At 65.2% G+C, this 17,319-nt stretch carries 14 protein-coding genes, 1 tRNA gene and 2 pseudogenes; 10 read left to right on the forward strand and 7 right to left on the reverse strand.

Annotated features, from left to right (window positions below):
• Positions 1-161: pseudogene (locus AB4Y73_RS19760) on the forward strand (L-idonate 5-dehydrogenase); the annotation flags it as partial.
• 97 nt (positions 162-258) lie between these two features.
• Here AB4Y73_RS19760 and radA read toward each other — a convergent pair.
• A complete protein-coding gene (radA, locus tag AB4Y73_RS19765) occupies positions 259-1,632 on the reverse strand; it encodes a DNA repair protein RadA (RefSeq protein WP_441874273.1) in 1,374 nt (457 codons plus the stop codon).
• Positions 1,633-1,684: 52 nt separating this feature from the next.
• Positions 1,685-2,812 (reverse strand): FUSC family protein, encoded by a 1,128-nt coding sequence (locus AB4Y73_RS19770; RefSeq protein WP_441874275.1) that lies wholly within the window; start codon positions 2,810-2,812, stop codon positions 1,685-1,687.
• Positions 2,813-3,047: 235 nt separating this feature from the next.
• On the opposite strand from AB4Y73_RS19770, the gene pstS reads away from it, so the two are divergent.
• The 4 genes from pstS to pstB all read left to right on the forward strand — a co-directional run bounded on the left by pstS (position 3,048) and on the right by pstB (position 7,179).
• On the forward strand, positions 3,048-4,169 hold the full coding sequence (pstS, locus tag AB4Y73_RS19775) for a phosphate ABC transporter substrate-binding protein PstS (RefSeq protein ID WP_441874277.1): 1,122 nt from the start codon (positions 3,048-3,050) through the stop codon (positions 4,167-4,169).
• Positions 4,170-4,273: 104 nt separating this feature from the next.
• Positions 4,274-5,206, forward strand: coding sequence for a phosphate ABC transporter permease subunit PstC (pstC, locus tag AB4Y73_RS19780; RefSeq protein WP_441874280.1), 933 nt, complete (start codon positions 4,274-4,276; stop codon positions 5,204-5,206).
• The gene (gene pstA / locus AB4Y73_RS19785; protein WP_441874282.1) at positions 5,207-6,319 is read left to right on the forward strand and encodes a phosphate ABC transporter permease PstA; all 1,113 of its coding nucleotides are present in this window, start codon (positions 5,207-5,209) and stop codon (positions 6,317-6,319) included. It abuts the gene before it with no gap.
• Between the two features lie 80 nt (positions 6,320-6,399).
• Positions 6,400-7,179 (forward strand): phosphate ABC transporter ATP-binding protein PstB, encoded by a 780-nt coding sequence (pstB, locus tag AB4Y73_RS19790; RefSeq protein ID WP_441874284.1) that lies wholly within the window; start codon positions 6,400-6,402, stop codon positions 7,177-7,179.
• Positions 7,180-7,286: 107 nt separating this feature from the next.
• Here the strand turns inward: pstB and AB4Y73_RS19795 are convergent, their stop codons facing one another.
• The 3 genes from AB4Y73_RS19795 to AB4Y73_RS19805 all read right to left on the reverse strand — a co-directional run bounded on the left by AB4Y73_RS19795 (position 7,287) and on the right by AB4Y73_RS19805 (position 9,848).
• On the reverse strand, positions 7,287-8,303 hold the full coding sequence (locus AB4Y73_RS19795; protein ID WP_441874286.1) for an anion permease: 1,017 nt from the start codon (positions 8,301-8,303) through the stop codon (positions 7,287-7,289).
• Between the two features lies 1 nt (position 8,304).
• Positions 8,305-8,922 (reverse strand): DUF47 domain-containing protein, encoded by a 618-nt coding sequence (locus AB4Y73_RS19800; RefSeq protein WP_441874288.1) that lies wholly within the window; start codon positions 8,920-8,922, stop codon positions 8,305-8,307.
• Between the two features lie 266 nt (positions 8,923-9,188).
• Positions 9,189-9,848, reverse strand: coding sequence for a hypothetical protein (locus tag AB4Y73_RS19805; protein ID WP_441874290.1), 660 nt, complete (start codon positions 9,846-9,848; stop codon positions 9,189-9,191).
• Between the two features lie 202 nt (positions 9,849-10,050).
• Between AB4Y73_RS19805 and AB4Y73_RS19810 the strand changes: the two genes are divergently transcribed.
• A tRNA-Lys gene (locus AB4Y73_RS19810) sits at positions 10,051-10,123 on the forward strand.
• 170 nt (positions 10,124-10,293) lie between these two features.
• Here AB4Y73_RS19810 and AB4Y73_RS19815 read toward each other — a convergent pair.
• The gene (locus AB4Y73_RS19815; protein ID WP_441874292.1) at positions 10,294-11,178 is read right to left on the reverse strand and encodes a GAF and ANTAR domain-containing protein; all 885 of its coding nucleotides are present in this window, start codon (positions 11,176-11,178) and stop codon (positions 10,294-10,296) included.
• Positions 11,179-11,475: 297 nt separating this feature from the next.
• Between AB4Y73_RS19815 and AB4Y73_RS19820 the strand changes: the two are divergent.
• From AB4Y73_RS19820 to AB4Y73_RS19835, 4 genes and pseudogenes are all read left to right on the forward strand, one after another.
• A pseudogene (locus tag AB4Y73_RS19820) lies at positions 11,476-12,056 on the forward strand (HhH-GPD-type base excision DNA repair protein).
• Between the two features lie 202 nt (positions 12,057-12,258).
• On the forward strand, positions 12,259-14,493 hold the full coding sequence (gene malQ / locus AB4Y73_RS19825; protein ID WP_441874294.1) for a 4-alpha-glucanotransferase: 2,235 nt from the start codon (positions 12,259-12,261) through the stop codon (positions 14,491-14,493).
• Between the two features lie 80 nt (positions 14,494-14,573).
• On the forward strand, positions 14,574-15,485 hold the full coding sequence (locus AB4Y73_RS19830; RefSeq protein ID WP_441874296.1) for an SDR family oxidoreductase: 912 nt from the start codon (positions 14,574-14,576) through the stop codon (positions 15,483-15,485).
• 199 nt (positions 15,486-15,684) lie between these two features.
• A complete protein-coding gene (locus tag AB4Y73_RS19835) occupies positions 15,685-16,539 on the forward strand; it encodes a putative protein N(5)-glutamine methyltransferase (protein ID WP_441874298.1) in 855 nt (284 codons plus the stop codon).
• Between the two features lie 90 nt (positions 16,540-16,629).
• Here the strand turns inward: AB4Y73_RS19835 and AB4Y73_RS19840 are convergent.
• Positions 16,630-17,319 (reverse strand): DUF222 domain-containing protein (locus AB4Y73_RS19840; RefSeq protein WP_441874300.1); only part of this gene is annotated, 690 nt, incomplete at its 5' end.

A 17,319-nucleotide genomic window follows, 5' to 3' on the forward strand; every position in this document is an offset into this window, starting at 1 on the left:
ACGAAATCGACGACGTCATCACCGCCCTCGCCGACGGCACCCTGCACATCGAACCCGTCATCACCCACGACTACCCGCTCACCCAGGGCCTGGAGGCCTTCACCACCGCCAAAAACTCCGCCGAATCAGGCAAAGTCCTGCTCAACTTCAAACCGGAATAACCGGGGCCCGGTCCTCGGCATCAGGGTCTCGGTTTCCCAGCCAGATCCCGGCGTTTCAGTCAGATCAGCTCAGCCCGTCAGTCCGGCGTCCCGGCAGCTAACCGATCAGCAGGCTCAGCGCCTCGGTCAGGTGCTCCACCTCGCGGACGGAGAATCCCGCGGGGACTGGCCCCGGGCCGTTATGGCTTGCCGGCACCACGGCGTGGGTAAAGCCCAAACGGTGGGCTTCCTGGATCCGCTGGTTGATGCCGGGGACTGGCCGGACCTCGCCGGCCAAGCCCACTTCCCCGAACGCGATCAGCCGAATGGGCAGTGGCTTCCGCGCCTTGGCCGAAGCCACTGCCAACGCAACAGCAAGGTCGGTGGCGGGCTCGCTGAGCTTCACGCCGCCCACCGTGGCCACGTACGAGTCGTCCTTGTGCAGCAGGCAGCCCGCACGCTGCTGCAGGACGGCCAGCAGCATGGAAACCCGCGAGCTGTCCAAACCGCTGGTGGCCCGGCGGGGCTGCGAATTGGGGCTCTCGGCCAAGAGCGACTGCACTTCGGCCAGAAGGGGCCGGCGCCCTTCCATGGTCACTGTGATGCACGTGCCGGAAACGGGCTCCTTCGTCCGGCTGACGAACAGCCCGCTGGGGTCGGTGAGGCCCTCGATGCCCTTCTCGTTCAGGTCAAAACAGCCGACATCATCCGTAGGGCCGTACCGGTTTTTCACGGCGCGCAGCATCCGCAGCCGGGAATGGCGTTCACCCTCGAACTGGCACACCACATCCACCAGGTGCTCCAGCAGCCGAGGCCCCGCGATGGACCCGTCCTTGGTCACGTGGCCCACCAGCAGCGTGGTCATGTTGCGCCGCTTGGCTGCCGCGATGATGGAGGCCGCCACCTCACGAACCTGCGACACCCCGCCCGCGCTGCCGTCCACGTGTGCACTGCTCAGGGTCTGTACCGAGTCCACAATCAACAGGCGCGGCTCAATTTTTTCCACCTGCCCCAGGGCTTGGCCAAGGTCCGTTTCGGCTGACAGGTACAGGGAATCCGCGACGGCGTCGATCCGTTCAGCACGCAGCTTTACCTGGGCGGCGGACTCCTCACCGGTCACGTACAGGACGTCCTGCGCAGTGCGGGCGAATTTCGCCGCGACATCCAGCAAGAGTGTGGATTTGCCTACACCCGGCTCACCGGCCAGCAGAATGACGGCGCCCGGAACCAGCCCACCGCCCAGGACCCTGTCCAGCTCGTCCACGCCGGTGGGCAGAAACGCCGCGGTGGTGGCGTCTACCTCCGCAATCCGCCGCGCCGGCTCCAAAACTGTTGTTGCCGCCGTCGTACGCGCCACGGCAGCGCCGGTTTCCTCAACGCTGCCCCATGCTTGGCACTCGCCGCAGCGCCCCACCCACTTGACCGTTGTCCAGCCGCATTCTGCGCACTTGTACGCGGGCGCTTTGGAAGCGCGGGAAGTCTTTGTTGCCATGGGTTCCACCCTAATGGCGGGCCCCGACATTCCCCGTCTGCCCGGCGGCGGGCTACAGGCCCGGCAGCACGTCCCGAGCTTCGCGCGGGTCCATGCCGGTGGCCTCCAGGAGGTCGACCATCAGGGGCCGGAACAGCATCACCACCGTCTCGCCCTCCAGCCGCTGGACCTCCAGCAGCTTTGGATGCAGCCGCAGCGCAATCTCGCTCAATTCGTGGCGTGCCGTGCGCAGATGGGCGCGGCGCACGCCGTCGTGCGTCTCCGCGAGGCCCAGCGACAGTTCATCGATGGCCGCGGCGGTTTCCTCAAGGACGTCGGCGATGTTTTCGGTGGCTTCGTCGGACAGCGCGGCGTGGTTGATGGCGCTGGTCAGCCGCCGGGCGAAGACACGGCTGTTACGGAGCGCCAGGTCAATGAAGTCAAGCGAGCTGTCCAGCTGGTCCAGCTCGTCCCGGTGCCGGCGGTAGGCCGGCGCGAGGGTGGCCACCTCGTTGGAGGCCCGCAGCGACTGGCGCATGCGGTCCACCAGCGGCTGGCAGTTGCGCCCCCGGATCAGCGCGTGCCAGGCCTGGGTGGAATCACTTTCCGTCAGGGCGGAGGCGCACTCGCGGAGCACCTCGGCGAGCTCGTGCAGGATCTTCCGGACATCATCGCGGGGCTCCCGGCGCGGGTCCTTCGGGATCAGAACGGTCACCAGCAGGGCGCACAGACCGCCCACCACGGCGTCCAAACTCCGGGTGAAAGGCCCGCCGGCGGGCGCCGGCAGCAGCACCACCAGCAGGGACTGCAGCCCCAGTTGGGTGGTGAAGATAGTGCCGCTGTCCAGGAAGCGGGCTAGCAGGATGGAGAAAAGAAGTACGACGGCGGCCTGCCAGATTCCGCTGCCCAGCCAGTGCAGGAGCAGGTCACCAACGGCGATGCCGATGGTGCAGCCCAGGCCCACTTCCATGACGCGGCGCAGGCGGGGATCCCGCGAGAAGCCCAGGGCGATCAGTGACGAAGTGGCCGCAAAGAGAGGACCGGAATGGCCCAGCACATACTGGGCGAAGGCGTAGGCACCCACCGCGCACGCCGTCATCTGGACCGCGGGGAGCAGCGAATTCCGGCTCCGGATCAGGCCGGTGCGGATTCGACCCCGCAGGAATCGCCTGCTTGCTGAAAGTCCTGCTGCTGCGGCCATGCCGTTCAGTCTATTTGCCGGGCGCCCCCTACGGCCGCAAGTGTGACCTGCGCAATGGTGACGCTACAGTTGTAAGGGAAAATATCGCTTCCGTTAATGTCCTGTTCACTTTCGGCAGCCAATCCCTTTACCTGCCGCCTCTAAATTCGATGAAGGTACAAAACGTACGCATCGCGCTGCAGGGCGCCTCCGGCCCTGCCCGCTATTGAATATCCCTGGAAGGGGTACACATCTAGTGAAGGCACTCCGTTTCGGCCGCCACGCGGCTATTGCTGTTATCGCTGCCGGCGCTCTCGCGCTCACCGCCTGCGGTTCAGACAACGCCACCGGCAACACGCCTGCTGGCACCCAGTCTGCCAGTGGCCCCAAGGTCACCGGCACGCTGACCGGCATCGGCGCTTCCTCGACCGGCGCAGCCATGGACGCCTGGAAGGCCGGCTTCGCTGCCGCCAACTCCGGCGCCACCGTGCAGTACTCCCCGGACGGCTCCGGCGCAGGCCGCAAGGCCATCATCGACGGCTCGGCCCAGTTCGCCGGCTCCGACGCCTACCTCAAGGATGAAGAGCTGGCCAGCTCCAAGGCCAAGTGCGGCCCCGAAGGTGCCATCAACATCCCGGTCTACATCTCCCCGATCGCAGTGGCCTTCAACCTCCCCGGCATCACCGAGCTGAAGCTTGACGCCACCACAGTGGCCAAGATCTTCCGTGGCCAGATTGCTACCTGGAATGACCCGGCCATCGCCGCACTGAACCCGGGCGTTACCCTCCCGGCCACCAAGGTCACCCCGGTGAACCGCTCTGACGACTCCGGCACCACCACCAACTTCACGGAGTACCTGGCCGCTGCTGCTGCCGATGTCTGGACCGACAAGGCTTCCGGCGTATGGCCCGCATCCCTGCAGGGCGAGAACGCCAAGGGCACCTCCGGCGTCGTCAAGACCGTTACCGACACCCCGGGCGCCGTGACTTACGCGGATGACTCGGCAGTTGGCGGCAAGCTGGGCACCGCTTCGATCAAGGTTGGCGAGGAATTCGTCAAGATTTCTGCCGACGCCGCAGCCAAGGCTGTTGAAGCCGGCAAGCCCGTCGAAGGCCGTTCCGCCAACGACGTCGCCATCAAGCTTGACCGCAAGACCACCGCAAAGGGCGCCTACCCGGTCGTCCTGGTTTCCTACCACATTGTCTGCTCCACCTACGACAAGCAGGAAACCGTTGACCTGGTCAAGGCCTTCGAAAGCTACGTAGTCTCCAACGCTGGCCAGAAGGCAGCTGCTGACTCCGCGAAGTCCGCACCGCTCTCCTCGGCCCTCGCCGAAAAGGCCACCAAGGCCATCGAATCCATCAAGGTCAAGTCCTAGTACCTGTCCCTGAAGCCACGTTCCCCGCCACGCCGAAAGGCGGGGTGGGGAACTTGGCTTTGTAAGCTAGATTTTGGCACCACCCACAAACCGAAGGGTCTGGAATGACCGCCACCCCCCTGAGCAGTTCCCAGGGCGCAGGCCGCGCCGGGGATAAGATCTTTTCCGGCGCAGCCCTTGCCGCCGGGTGCCTCATCCTCGTCGTCCTGTTCGGCGTGGCTTTGTTCCTTGTTGTGCAGGCCATTCCGGCACTGACAGCCCCGGCCGCCCAAATCCAGGGCGGAGCAGGCTTCTTCGCTTACATCTGGCCGATTGTGATTGGCACGCTCATCGCGGCGGTCATCGCACTCGTGATCGCCACTCCCATAGCCATCGGCGTGGCACTGTTCATCTCCCACTTCGCGCCGCGCGGGCTCGCCAACGGCCTGGGCTACGTGGTTGATCTCCTGGCAGCCATCCCGTCGGTGATCTACGGCGCCTGGGGCGCAGCCTTCCTCGCCAAGGAAATCTCCCCGGCCTACAACTGGCTGGCCGAGAACATGGGTTGGCTGCCTATCTTCGAGGGCCCGGCCTCGGCCACCGGCAAGACCATCCTCACGGCGGGCATTGTCCTCTCGGTGATGGTCCTGCCCATCATCACGTCCCTGACCCGTGAAATCTTCCTGCAGACCCCCAAGCTGCACGAGGAAGCCGCTCTGGCACTCGGCGCCACGCGCTGGGAAATGATTAAGATGTCGGTCCTGCCCTTCGCCCGCCCGGGCATCATCAGCGCCATCATGCTGGGCCTGGGCCGTGCGCTCGGCGAGACCATGGCCGTTGCCCTGGTGCTCTCCTCCGGTGCCCTGACCGCCAGCCTGATCCAGTCCGGAAACCAGACCATCGCCGCCGAGATCGCCCTGAACTTCCCCGAAGCCAGCGGCCTCAAGGTCAGCACCCTGATCGCCGCCGGCCTGGTGCTGTTCGTCATCACCCTTGGCGTGAACATGATCGCGCGCTGGGTCATCACCCGGCATAAAGAATTCTCGGGAGCCAACTAAATGACCTCCACGCTTACCCCGGTCCGCAGCAAGCGGTCTGCCCTCACCAAAGGACAGCTGCCCAAATATGCACCCTATGCGGTGCTCGTCGGAGCCCTGATCATCGGCGCCGCAATCCTGGCGCTGATCGGGTTCAACGCTTTCGGCTGGGGCCTGGTCTCCGCGATCCTGTTCGCCGTCGGCCTAGTCAGCTGGAGCGCCGTGGTCGAAGGCTCCCGCAAGGCCAAGGACAAGCTGGCCACCTGCTTGGTGGTGGGTTCATTCCTGATCGCCCTGCTCCCGCTGATCTCCGTCATCTGGACCGTCCTGGTCAACGGACTCCCCGGCCTCATCGCTCCAGGGTTCCTCACCAGCTCCATGAACGGCGTGACCGGCGTCTATGACAACAAGGCCGTGGAAGCGGGCGCCCCTGTTATCGGCGGCATCTACCATGCATTGATCGGCACCATCCAGATGACCGTGCTTGCCACCATCATCTCCGTGCCCGTCGGCCTGCTGACGGCAATTTACCTGGTGGAGTACGGCAACGACGGCCGGCTGGCCCGCGCCATCACGTTCTTTGTGGACGTCATGACCGGCATCCCCTCCATCGTGGCCGGCCTGTTCGCCGCCGCTTTCTTCTTTGCGGTGGTGGGGCCCGGCACCAAAACAGGGGCCGTCGCCGCCGTTGCCCTGTCAGTGCTGATGATCCCCGTGGTGGTGCGCTCCAGCGAGGAAATGCTGAAGATCGTTCCCAACGAACTGCGCGAAGCGGCCTATGCGCTGGGTGTGCGTAAATGGCGCACCATCCTGAAGGTGGTCATTCCGACGGCGATCTCCGGCATCGCGTCCGGCGTCACCCTGGCAATCGCCCGTGTCATCGGTGAAACCGCCCCCATCCTGGTCACCGCAGGTTTCGCCACCAGCATCAACAACAACGTCTTTGGCGGCTGGATGGCTTCGCTGCCGACATTCATTTACACGCAGATCCTGAACCCCACGTCGCCGGCGAACCCTGACCCGTCCTCGCAGCGGGCCTGGGGCGCCGCCTTGGTGCTGATCATCCTGGTGATGATCCTGAACCTTGGCGCCCGCCTGATCGCCAAGATTTTCGCCCCCAAGACAGGCCGCTGAAAAAGCTTTCGGCAGGCCGTTCCGGTCCTCGCGACCAGACCCTAGACTTCAATCCGTACCCCAGCAAGTGAAGGAACATCATGTCTAAGCGCATCGACGTCAAAGACCTGAACGTGTACTACGGCGATTTCCTCGCCGTGGAGGATGTCAGCATCGCCATCGAGGCCAAATCCGTGACGGCCTTCATCGGCCCCTCAGGCTGTGGCAAGTCCACGTTCCTGCGCACACTGAACCGCATGCACGAGGTGCTTCCCGGCGCCCGTGTTGAGGGTGAAGTCCTGTTGGACGGTGACAACCTCTACGGCCCCGGCGTTGACCCCGTCACCGTGCGTTCGCAGATCGGCATGGTGTTCCAGCGGCCCAACCCGTTCCCCACTATGTCCATCCGGGACAACGTGCTGGCCGGCGTGAAACTCAACAACAAGAAGATCTCCAAGGGTGAAGCCGACGCACTGGTAGAAAGCTCGCTCCGCGGCGCAAACCTGTGGAACGAGGTCAAGGACCGGCTGGAGAAGCCGGGTTCGGGCCTGTCAGGCGGCCAGCAGCAGCGTCTATGCATTGCCCGTGCCATCGCCGTGCAGCCGCAGGTAATCCTGATGGATGAGCCGTGTTCCGCACTGGACCCCATCTCCACGCTGGCCATTGAAGACCTCATCAATGAGCTCAAGGACCAGTACACCGTGGTGATCGTGACGCACAACATGCAGCAGGCCGCCCGCGTCTCGGACAAGACGGCGTTCTTCAACATCGCAGGTACCGGCAAGCCGGGCAAGCTGATCGAATACGGGAACACCCAGAACATCTTCAGCAACCCCACCCAGAAGGCCACCGAAGACTACGTTTCCGGCCGCTTCGGGTAGCCCCGTCGCTCCCGAACGCTAACCCATCGACTGCTCCAGCAGCGCCCTTTTGACAGCTCAGAAGGGCGCTGCTGGAGCAGTCGATCGTGGTTAAAGGGAGGCTGGCGCTAAACGCCGGACAGTGGTGACAGCGCCAGAGCGAAGACAAAGGCCACGGCAGCCGCCGCTACCGGCGTGAGGACCCACAGACCCAGGATATCCAGGACCAGTTTCCGGTTGGTCACTGAGAAATGCTGGTTTTCGCCCGCGCCCAGGGCGGAGGCCGTCACAGTGTGGGTCGTCGACAGGGGCCACTGCAATGCGATAGCTCCAACGAGCAGCATGATGGCGCTGAACGTCTGGGAGACTGAACCCCGCAGCGGGTCGATCCGGGTGATCCTGTAGGCGAGGGTGTACGAAATCCGCCAGCCCCCACATAAGGTCCCCGCGGCCATCATGATCGCGGAGAACAGCGCCACCCACAGGGGGATACTGTCGCCGTCGGCATAACCGGCCGCGGCAAGGGCCAGCAGCACTACGGCGCCCACCCGCTGGCCGTCCTGCAGCCCGTGGCCGAACGCGACAGCTCCGGCAGCGATGGCCTGGCTGCGGCGGAAGCGCTGGTTGATGACGTTGGGCTGGGCGTAGCGGGCGGCCCAGGTTGCAGGGAAGACTGCCAGGTAGGCGCCGACGTAGGCGACGACGGGGGAGAGCAGCAGCGGCAGTACCACCTGGACCAGCAGAGACCGGTCAACGCCTCCTACTCCCATCCCGCCCACGGCGAGGCTTGCGAGTCCGGCGCCGGCCAGCCCGCCTACCAGGGCGTGCGTGGAGGACGCCGGGATGCCGCGCCACCACATCAGCAGGCCCCAGGCGCAGGCGCTGCTCACGCCCGCCAAGAGGATGCTCAGGCCGCTGGTGCCTGCAGGCAGATGAATCCACGTGTGGCTGATGGCCACCACAACGCTGGCGCTGAGCAAGGCCCCCACCAGGTTGAAGAAGGCTGCCAGCAGGACAGCCACCGTCGGTGTGAGGGCCCGGGTCCGGACGGCGAGTGCCACCGAGCTGGAGACGTCCCTGAAGCCGTTGAGGAAGGCGAACGCCGCGGTCAGCAGGACCACGGCGCCGAAAATCACTCCGGTCACGTCAGGATTCCTTGACGATGATGCTGCCTACCTGGGTGGCGATGCGGCGCATGTCTTTGGTGACTTCCACCAGTTGGTTGGCGACATCGCGGTTGCGGGAATACTGCGCCCACTTCATGTCCCGGATCATGTCTGCCACCCAGACGCGGTGGGTCCGCTCTGCGCGTTTGGCCAGCCTGAGAATCTCGATCCAGTAGTCCTCAAGGTCATCGAGGTTGTTCAGCTGGCGCATGGCATCCACGGTGAGCTCGGCCTGCCTGCTGATGACCTCAAGCTGGTCCGCGGCACGTTTGGGCAACCGGTCCAGCTTGTAGAGGGAAACGAGTTCGGCGGCACCGTCCAGCTTTTCAAGGGCTTCGTTGAGGTAGCGGGACAGGGCGTACATGTCCTCGCGGGGGAGGGGGTTCACGAAGCTCGTGCGCATGTGTGTGAGCAGGGCGAAGTGCAGCTCGCCGGATTTCGCTTCGTGGTTGTGCATGTCGTCCACGAGTTTGGCGTGCTCGGAGGCGGGAACACCCAGGATTTCCGCCATGGTGGCGCTGGCGTGCACGATTTGCTGGGCCATCTGGGACAAGAGGACCAGCCCGGCGGGCTCCTGGGGGAAAAGGCGCAGCTTCACGTTGGGTTCGGTCTCCGGGCGTTGTACTGGGTCTGGGCCGCCCACTGTGACTTGACGCAGGCCAGCAACTGGTCTTGAGTCTACCGGGCTGCTGCCTGCGGCCTGTAAACGGGCAAGAAAAATGGTGCCGAACCGGATACGCCTCTCGGCGGTAGGCCGCTCTAGGCGGCTAAATGTTGAAGCCCGGGGGTTTCGCGGCTCGGCACCAGTTTTAGTGTTCTACGTTGCCCGGCCCAAGTCAACATTGACAGATCGGGCATGCTGGTTCAGTCGAGTTCGCCCAGACGCCATGCATTTGCTGCGTGCTCAAGGTCCTCGGCGGTTTTCACCAGCTGATGCGAGTTGCGGGTGAGCTTGCTTGCGTGGGCCTCATTTCCGTGTTCGGCACCGTCGGCGAGCGTCGCCTGGCCGAGCGCAACCACACGGCAGAAAGCGGCGGAACGTTCCAGCGCGACGTCGAACTCGCCGTCGAACGCCCCGGAAAGAATGGCATCCGCCATGGTCCGCATCTCTTCGGCACCGGGCGGCTCGGCAGCACCCGCCACGACGTGGGCCACCTGCGCAGTGTCCTTGCCCGCACGGAAGTAGACAGAGATGCGCTCCGGATCCTGGACGGTGGCCGCGCGCAGTGCGTACAGCCGCCAGAGCGCACCGGGCAAGGAGCGCGCCGGACTTTCGGCCCACATTTCCGCGATGGCATCCAGGCCCTGTTCGTCCGTCAGCTTGACCAGCCGCTCGGTGATGACGGGGTCGTCGCTGTCGCGTCCGTGGCGCACCAGTGCCTGGGCGGCGAGATGGGCGGCCTCCGACACGCGTGCGGGGTCCGGCCCGCCGGCGAACGGCTCAAAGTCGATGGGCGCGAACGGCTTGGGTTTGTGATGCCGGTTGGCGCCGCCGTACTGACTGGGTCCTGCTTGCTCGCTCATGCCCCAACGCTACTCCTGTGCCGCCGGGGAAATCGAGAGCTCCGGGGAAGCGGCTGCACGTGGCCGGAACGGCCGAATCCTGCGGAAAAAGGCACGTACGACGGCGGCACGCGCCTTTCGGGTCAAAGTGGCCCCGCGCGTGGGGTAAAGTATTTATCGTCCAGAAATGGACTGGGCTGATCGGTCACCTGACCGTCGGCTGGGGCCTTTAGCTCAGTTGGTAGAGCATCGGACTTTTAATCCGTGGGTCGTGGGTTCGATCCCCACAGGGCCCACCCACGTTGCAGGTCAGAGGCATAATGCCCCTGACCTGCTTCAGTTTAAGCAGGCTCAGCTGACCGACAGGACGAGGTACAGCAGTGCGAGGGCGGGCGCTGTCCGAGTCATGGAGACGGCGCTGCTCATCCGAAGCTTGGGCGGAAGCATCTTGTGCCGAGCGGCTGCCCTAGTGTTCGAAGTGGGTGCGCGGCGCGCCCCCGGGCAGGCTCTCCAGAATACCTTCGGCCACCTTTCGCAGCTTGACGTTCCGGTGGCTCGACGCCTTTGCGATGATCCCAATCGCCTCATCGTAGGAACACCGGTTCTGCGCCATGATTACTCCGCAGGCGATGTCGATGGAGGTCCGGCTTTCGAGCGCGGATTGCAGGTCCGATGCTCTGGTGCTTGTGGATTGCAGCTCAAGTACCAGCCTGAGACCCCGCGCTGCGAGGTCCGCGAAGCCATGGGCCCCGGCGATTACGTGAAGCGGGAAAGCCTGGGCGGCGGGGGCAAAAAAGACGAGGGCCGCCGTCGCACCCTCGTCCAACCGGAGCCGCACGCCAAGAACGCTGTTGAATCCGGCGTCCTGTAGGTGAGGCCGGTAACGCGACCAGCGGAAATCGGACGAAACGTGGTTCATGGCCACGGTGCCATTGCCGGTGATTGCTTCCGTCAGCGGTCCTTCACGCACTTCTTGCTCCAGCCGGGCCAACCTGGCAGTCTGCCCGTTGCTCCCAGCGGTGGCGGTGACGTTCTTTGTCCTGTTGAGGAGCGTGCCGCATTCGACCGGAGAGTCCGTGAGCCTGCTGAGGGTGGCGGACGCTGTCCTGGTCAGGATTTCGAGTGAATCGGACAGCGTTTTCGCCCCGGTGGCCAAATCGGGGATGAACCCGTCGGGGCCTGTGCTTGTTGCGCCGGCGCCGGCGCTGGCCGGTCCGGCGGATGATGCCGGGGGTTGGCTGGGAAGTGTGGCTGGATGGCCGGCCGCGTGTTGCTGGACCTGATGGGGCTGCGACGGACGCCTGCCCGCAGGCGCGTGTGATGCGGAAACCTGGGATGTTGAATACTTCACGGCCGGCTCGCACAGGTCAGAGGGCCGGCGACGGCTGGGGGAGAGGCCTTGGTCTCGAAGACCTCCTCGTCGCCGGCCCCGCTCACTTCCCGGCCCTGTAGGCGCGGGAAAACGTGGCTGCTAAGTCCTGTATTCATTCCTTCTCACGCCCCCTAGTGAGACACCTAACCCAGTGCGATAACGAGTCATTGGCTCTAGATCGAAGGTAGTTGGGCTAGGCCCCACACGTACGCGTAATCGGTACTCGAATTTGAAATTAGGTAGTACTTGGATTTGTGAGATGGAAAGATAAGGGCCATGGAACTGCACATCACCGGCGACCCCGCTTCTGACCAATTGCTCACGGACGACGCCTTTGCGCTGCTGACCGGGATGCTGCTGGACCAGCAGGTAACCATGGAGTCCGCCTTCGCTTCGCAGGCCCTGAAAAGATCCGGTCACGCATCGGCTCCATCGATCCGGCGGCCGTTGCCGCCTACGAGCCGGAGGCTTTCGTCGGGGTCTTCAAGGAACGGCCGGCGGTCCACCGGTTCCCCGGCTCGATGGCGGCGCGGGTCCAGGCCCTCGCGGAGACAGTCCAGCACGACTGGAACGGTGACGCCACGCAGATCTGGACCAAGGGCGATCCCGACGGGAAGGAAGTACTGCGCCGCCTGCAGTCCCTGCCCGGGTTCGGGGAACAGAAGGCTAAGATTTTCCTCGCGCTCCTCGGCAAGCAATGCGGGCTGAGCGCGCCGGGCTGGCGTGAGGCGGCCGGGCACTATGGCCAGGAAGATTCGTTCCTTTCAGTCGCAGACATCGTGGATCCTGAGTCCCTCGTCAAGGTGCGGGCCAGCAAGCAGGCAGCGAAGGCGGCCGCTAAGAAAATCAAGGAGTAGGCGCTGGGACGGGAATAGGCGGGTTGAGGGCCAGGGAACATCAGCGGACTGACCGGCGGAATCAGTCCGGAGGGCCCTGCCCGGGTAACCCTTTTCCTCCTGCAATAATCGGAACCGATAGTTGTCCGAGGGTGAGTACGCCCCCGGACGAACAGGACGCAATGTAAGTTCGGGCCCATCACACCAGACGAGGCGGACATCCATGAAGGCTCCAGACCAGCAGTACGCTCAACTCTCCGAAACGGCTGCTTCGCCAGGCGACGGTGCTGCAGCCGGTCATGCACAAGTGGACAAGGAGCTTCTCCTGCGTCTGGCAGACGTGCACGGCGTGGGCACCTCATTCCACGGCTGGGACGGGCTACCGTACAGCGTTGCCCCCGGAACCCTTATCAAAGTGCTCGGTGCGCTGGGCGTCCGGGCAGACACTAACGAACTGATCGAAGCTGCCCTGGCCGAGGCCGAACTGGCGCCGTGGCGGCGGATGCTGCCACCCGCCGTCGTACTTCAACAGGGCGAAACGCCGCTGGTTCCGGTCCATGTCCCCGATGGTGCCACCGCCCGCGTCACAGTGCTGCCGGAAGCTGGCGAGCCCGTGGAGGCGGTGCAGCAGGATGTCTGGGTTCCGCCGCAGGACGTGGACGGCGTGCCTACCGGCCGGGCCACGTTTGCCGTGCCGACGGGACTGCCGCTTGGCTGGCATACGCTGCATGCCGAGTCCGACGGCGTCACAGCCGAGTGCGCGCTGGTGGTAGTCCCGGCGCGGCTCACCACCGCCGATTCCTTGGTGGAGCGCCGCGGTTGGGGCCTGGCCACGCAGCTGTACTCGGTGCGATCCAAGCGTTCCTGGGGCATCGGCGACTTCGCCGACCTGGCGGACCTGGCAACGCTCAGCGGTGAGCGGGGCGCGGACTATGTCCTGGTCAATCCGCTGCACGCCGCCGAGCCCGTCCCGCCGGTCCAGCCCTCGCCGTACTCGCCATCAACACGGCGCTTTTTCAACCCGCTTTACATCCGGGTGGAAGCCATCCCGGAATTCGCCTATCTGAAACCGCGCAAACGTGCCACGATCGACCGGCTCCAGGAGCAGGTCCAGAGCCTGAACGCGGACGGGGAACGGCTTGACCGGAACACCGTGTTCGCGGCCAAGCTCCAGGCCCTGGAACTGCTCTACCATGCGCGGCGCTCGCTGGCCCGGCAGGCAGCGTTCGACGACTTCTGCAGGAGCTCCGGGCCAGGCCTGGACGATTTCGCCCTCTGGTCCGCCATCCGGGAAGACCTGGCTCCCGAGGACCCGCTGTGGATGGACCCGGACTGTGCCCTGGGGTCGCCCGAGGCCGAGGCGCTGAGGGAAAAACTTGCCCACCGGATCGACTTCCACCGCTGGCTGCAGTGGATCTGCGACGAACAGCTCGACGATGCGCAGCAGGCGGCGCGCCGGGCAGGCATGCGGCTGGGCGTGGTGCACGATCTGGCCGTGGGCGTCGACCTGAGTAGCGCCGACGCCTGGACGCTCCGCGGTGTGCTGGCGCCGGGGATCAGCGTGGGCGCGCCGCCGGACATGTACAACCAGCAGGGCCAGGACTGGAACCAGCCGCCCTGGCATCCCGCACGCCTGGCCGAGGCCGGCTACGCACCGTTCCGCAATATGCTGTCCACTGTGCTTCGGCATGCCGGCGGCATCCGGGTGGACCACATCCTGGGACTGTTCCGTCTCTGGTGGGTGCCGGCCGGAAACTCGCCCCGGGACGGCGCGTACGTGACGTATGACCACGACGCCCTGATCGGCATCCTGGCGCTGGAGGCCCAGCGCGCCGGGGCTGTGGTGATCGGGGAAGACCTGGGGACGTTCGAACCGTGGGTGCGTGACTACCTTGCAGCCCGCGGCATCCTGGGAACGTCCATCCTCTGGTTCGAGAACGACGGCGACTCCCCGCTGCCGCCCGAACGGTACCGCACGCAGGCGCTCGCCAGCGTCAACACCCACGACCTTCCGCCCACGGCCGGCTATCTCGCGGGTGATCACGTGGCGCTCCGCAGCAGGCTGGGTTTGCTGGAACGATCCGAGGCCGAGGAGCGGGCGGAGCATGTTGCCACGCTGGAGAAGATGATGGGATTGCTGCGGGAACGCGGGCTGCTGCCTGAACGGGGGCTGCCCGCCGCTGGCGCCGGTATCCAGGGTGACGACGAGGAGCGCACCATCGAGGCGCTGCACCGCCTTTTGGCTCAGACGCCGTCGGTGTTGCTCGGCGTCGCGCTGGTTGATGCGGTGGGGGAGCGGCGCGTGCAGAACCAGCCAGGCACCACGGAAGCGCTGTATCCGAACTGGCAGGTTCCGCTGGGCGACCCGGCAGGCAAGCCCGTGTTCATCGACGACCTTCCCGGTAACGCCAGGTTCAATTCGCTCCTGGCCGCAGTGTCGGAGTCATTACACGGGTAGGGCTAGCGGGCTGCCCCGGGCGGGGCGACAATGTGATCATCCAGCCGGGCAGTCCTTGGCCGGTTCACGGGAGGAAGCACATGAGCGACGGACCAGTCCTGGTGGTGGGTGGTACCGGCATGCTGGGCAGCCAGGTTGTTACTGAGCTGCTCGCGCGGGGCAAGCAGGTGCGGGCCTTGGTGCGGCCGGGCTCGGATGCCTCCCGCCTCGAAGCGGCCGGCGCCCAATTTGCCCGCGGCGACATGATGGATGCGGCGTCCCTGGCACGCGCCATGGACGGTGCCGACGCTGTAGTCACCTCAGCGGCGGGCTACACAAGGCACCGCAAGGGTGACACCAGCGAGACTGACATCGTGGGCAACACCAACCTCGTGGAAGCGGCAAGCCGCTCAGGGATCCGGCGGTTCGTGCTCACTAGCATCCTCACGTGCGACCAGACTCCGCAGGTGCCGCACTTCTGGCATAAAAAACTCGCGGAGGACAGGCTGGAGAAACTCGGAGTGCCCTTTGTGGCCCTGCGGCCCGGTGCCTTCCTGGACCAAATCACCCGGTTTGGCGGCGACCCCATCAGCAAGGGACGGCTCAGCTGGTTCGGGTCGCCCACGGTGCCGCTGACTTTTGTGCACACCGCGCACCTCGCGGGTTATCTGGCCGCCGCCGTCGACGTTCCAGGGGTAGAGGGCCGGCGCATCGACATTGGCTGGGACCGACCGGTCAGCATGCAGGACATTGCAGACATCGCAGGGCGGCTCACGGGCAAGACCATCCGCGTTCGCGCCGTGCCCACCGGTTTGCTGCGGGCGGCAGGGACGGTGCTGGCGCCGGTCAATCCGATGCCCAAGGACCTTTCCGCCATGATCGACTGGTTCCAGACCGGCCGATATGTAGCTGACACGACCCTGCAGCAACAGTTCTTCGGTGCACCTCCCACGGCTGAGGAGGCCGTCCGCCGTCTCGTGACCGGACTTGGGCACGCTCTTTCGGAGAGCTGAGCCGGTGGTTGTGCTGGATATTTCCGCCCTTGGCCATCCCGTCCGCCCCATGGTTTAGGTCCCAGGAAATCCAGTCTTGGGACCTAGCCTTGGCGGCTGCTGTCCGCATAGCATGAGGTTCGCAGCGAGGGACCCAAGAGTCGGTTGGCGGGAACGCCGTACAGGCTGCCGTCCCACCGGCTTACTGAAAGGGGTTGCCGTGCCAGGCTCCCGAGTGGGCTTCGAATCCGTTGCCGCCGTCGCGGATCGGCTTCGGTTGGCCGGCTGTGTGTTTGCCGAGGATGAGGCGAGGCTGCTCATGGATGCCGCGCGGTGTCCGGCTGATGTCGCCGCCCTCGTGGAGCAGCGCGTTGCCGGCCATCCGCTGGAGTACATTTTGGGCTGGGCAGAATTCGGGGGCCTGAGGATTGAGCTCGACGCCGGCGTTTTCGTTCCGCGCCGCCGCACCCAACTCCTCGTCCAGGAGGCTGTGGCTCTCCTGTCCCAGGACCCGGTTCACAAGCCCCAGGTCCGTACGGCGATGCAGCGGCCGACCACGCCGGCGATGCGTGCCGCCGTTGTTGTTGATCTCTGTTGCGGGTCCGGCGCGGCGGGGGCCGCCATCGCGTCCCGGATCGCCGGGCTCGAACTGCATGCTGCGGATGTTGACCCCGCTGCCGTTGCGTGTGCGCGGCAGAATGTTGCCAAAGTGGGCGGGGCGATTCACCAGGGTGATCTCTACGAGGCCCTTCCGGCTTCCCTTAAGGGGAACGTTTCGGTGATCACAGCGAACGCTCCTTATGTCCCGACGGCTGAGATTGCCACCATGCCACGCGAGGCGCGGGACTATGAGCCACTGTTGTCGCTCGACGGCGGCTCGGACGGCCTCGATCTCCATCGCCGCGTGGCAGCCGGGGCCCCGGAGTGGCTGCGAGCCGGAGGCCATCTCATCATTGAAACGAGTAAGCGCCAAGCCGGACACACAGCCTCGATTATGTCCGCTGCGGGGTTCGCGGTCCGGATCGTCAGGTCAGAAGAGCTCGACGGCACCGTTGTAGTCGGCCAGAAGAACTAAGTACCAGTCTGTACGATCCGCCTGAATAGTCTGATCAGCCTTTGGCTTGGCACCGCTTGGGAGTCAGTCGGGACTGGAATCGTTTTGTCTTCACTGCCCTGCGTCTATTCGCGTTGTGGTGGGGGTGGTGGTTTGAAGTAGTGGTTTTGTGGGGGGTTTTTGGGTGGGGTCGATGTGGCGTGGGGGTGTGAACCAGGGGGTGCCGTGGCGGGTGTGGATGGTCCATTGTTGGATGAGGTGGTGGTGGTGGTGGTGGTGGGAGCACAGGAGTGCGCCGTTGTTGATGTTGGTGGGGCCGTGGTGTGACCAGTAGGTGATGTGGTGGGCTTCGCACCAGGGGGCTGGGATGGTGCAGTTGGGGAAGGTGCAGCCTTGGTCGCGGGCGGTCAGGGCGAGGCGTTGGGCCGGGGTGAAGAGCCGGGTTTTACGGCCGAGGTCGAGGATTTCGCCGTGGGTTCCCAGGAGTGCGGGGATGATGTCGGCGTCGCAGGCGAGTTTGCGGATGGTCGCGGCTGGGACGGGACCTGTGAAGGTGTAGTTCGCGGTGCCGGTGCTGCTGCTTCCTGTCTGTGTTTCCGTCCCTGTCCTGACCGGTGTGCATGGTTCCGGGCTGGTCCCGGCGTCCGTCTCGTTGGCTGCGCCCGTGCCGGCGGTTGGGAGGTGGGGGAGGAGGTCTTGGTAGTTGATGGTGGCGAGGATTTGGGGTCGGTTTCCGCCGGCGGTGGGCAGTTTGTTGGTGGTGAGGGCTGCTTTGAAGGCGGTGATGATCGCGTCGAGTTG

It is taken from the genome of Pseudarthrobacter sp. TAF60_1 (genome assembly GCF_052113505.1).
Classification (GTDB): Bacteria; Actinomycetota; Actinomycetes; order Actinomycetales; family Micrococcaceae; genus Arthrobacter.

What these genes read in the sequence shown, in the direction of transcription:
- radA (WP_441874273.1), bottom strand. Translation starts at nt 1,632, where the DNA reads ATGGCAACAAAGACTTCCCGCGCTTCCAAAGCGCCCGCGTACAAGTGC.
- AB4Y73_RS19770 (WP_441874275.1), bottom strand. Translation starts at nt 2,812, where the DNA reads ATGGCCGCAGCAGCAGGACTTTCAGCAAGCAGGCGATTCCTGCGGGGT.
- pstC (WP_441874280.1), top strand. Translation starts at nt 4,274, where the DNA reads ATGACCGCCACCCCCCTGAGCAGTTCCCAGGGCGCAGGCCGCGCCGGG.
- pstA (WP_441874282.1), top strand. Translation starts at nt 5,207, where the DNA reads ATGACCTCCACGCTTACCCCGGTCCGCAGCAAGCGGTCTGCCCTCACC.
- pstB (WP_441874284.1), top strand. Translation starts at nt 6,400, where the DNA reads ATGTCTAAGCGCATCGACGTCAAAGACCTGAACGTGTACTACGGCGAT.
- AB4Y73_RS19805 (WP_441874290.1), bottom strand. Translation starts at nt 9,848, where the DNA reads ATGAGCGAGCAAGCAGGACCCAGTCAGTACGGCGGCGCCAACCGGCAT.
- malQ (WP_441874294.1), top strand. Translation starts at nt 12,259, where the DNA reads ATGAAGGCTCCAGACCAGCAGTACGCTCAACTCTCCGAAACGGCTGCT.
- AB4Y73_RS19830 (WP_441874296.1), top strand. Translation starts at nt 14,574, where the DNA reads ATGAGCGACGGACCAGTCCTGGTGGTGGGTGGTACCGGCATGCTGGGC.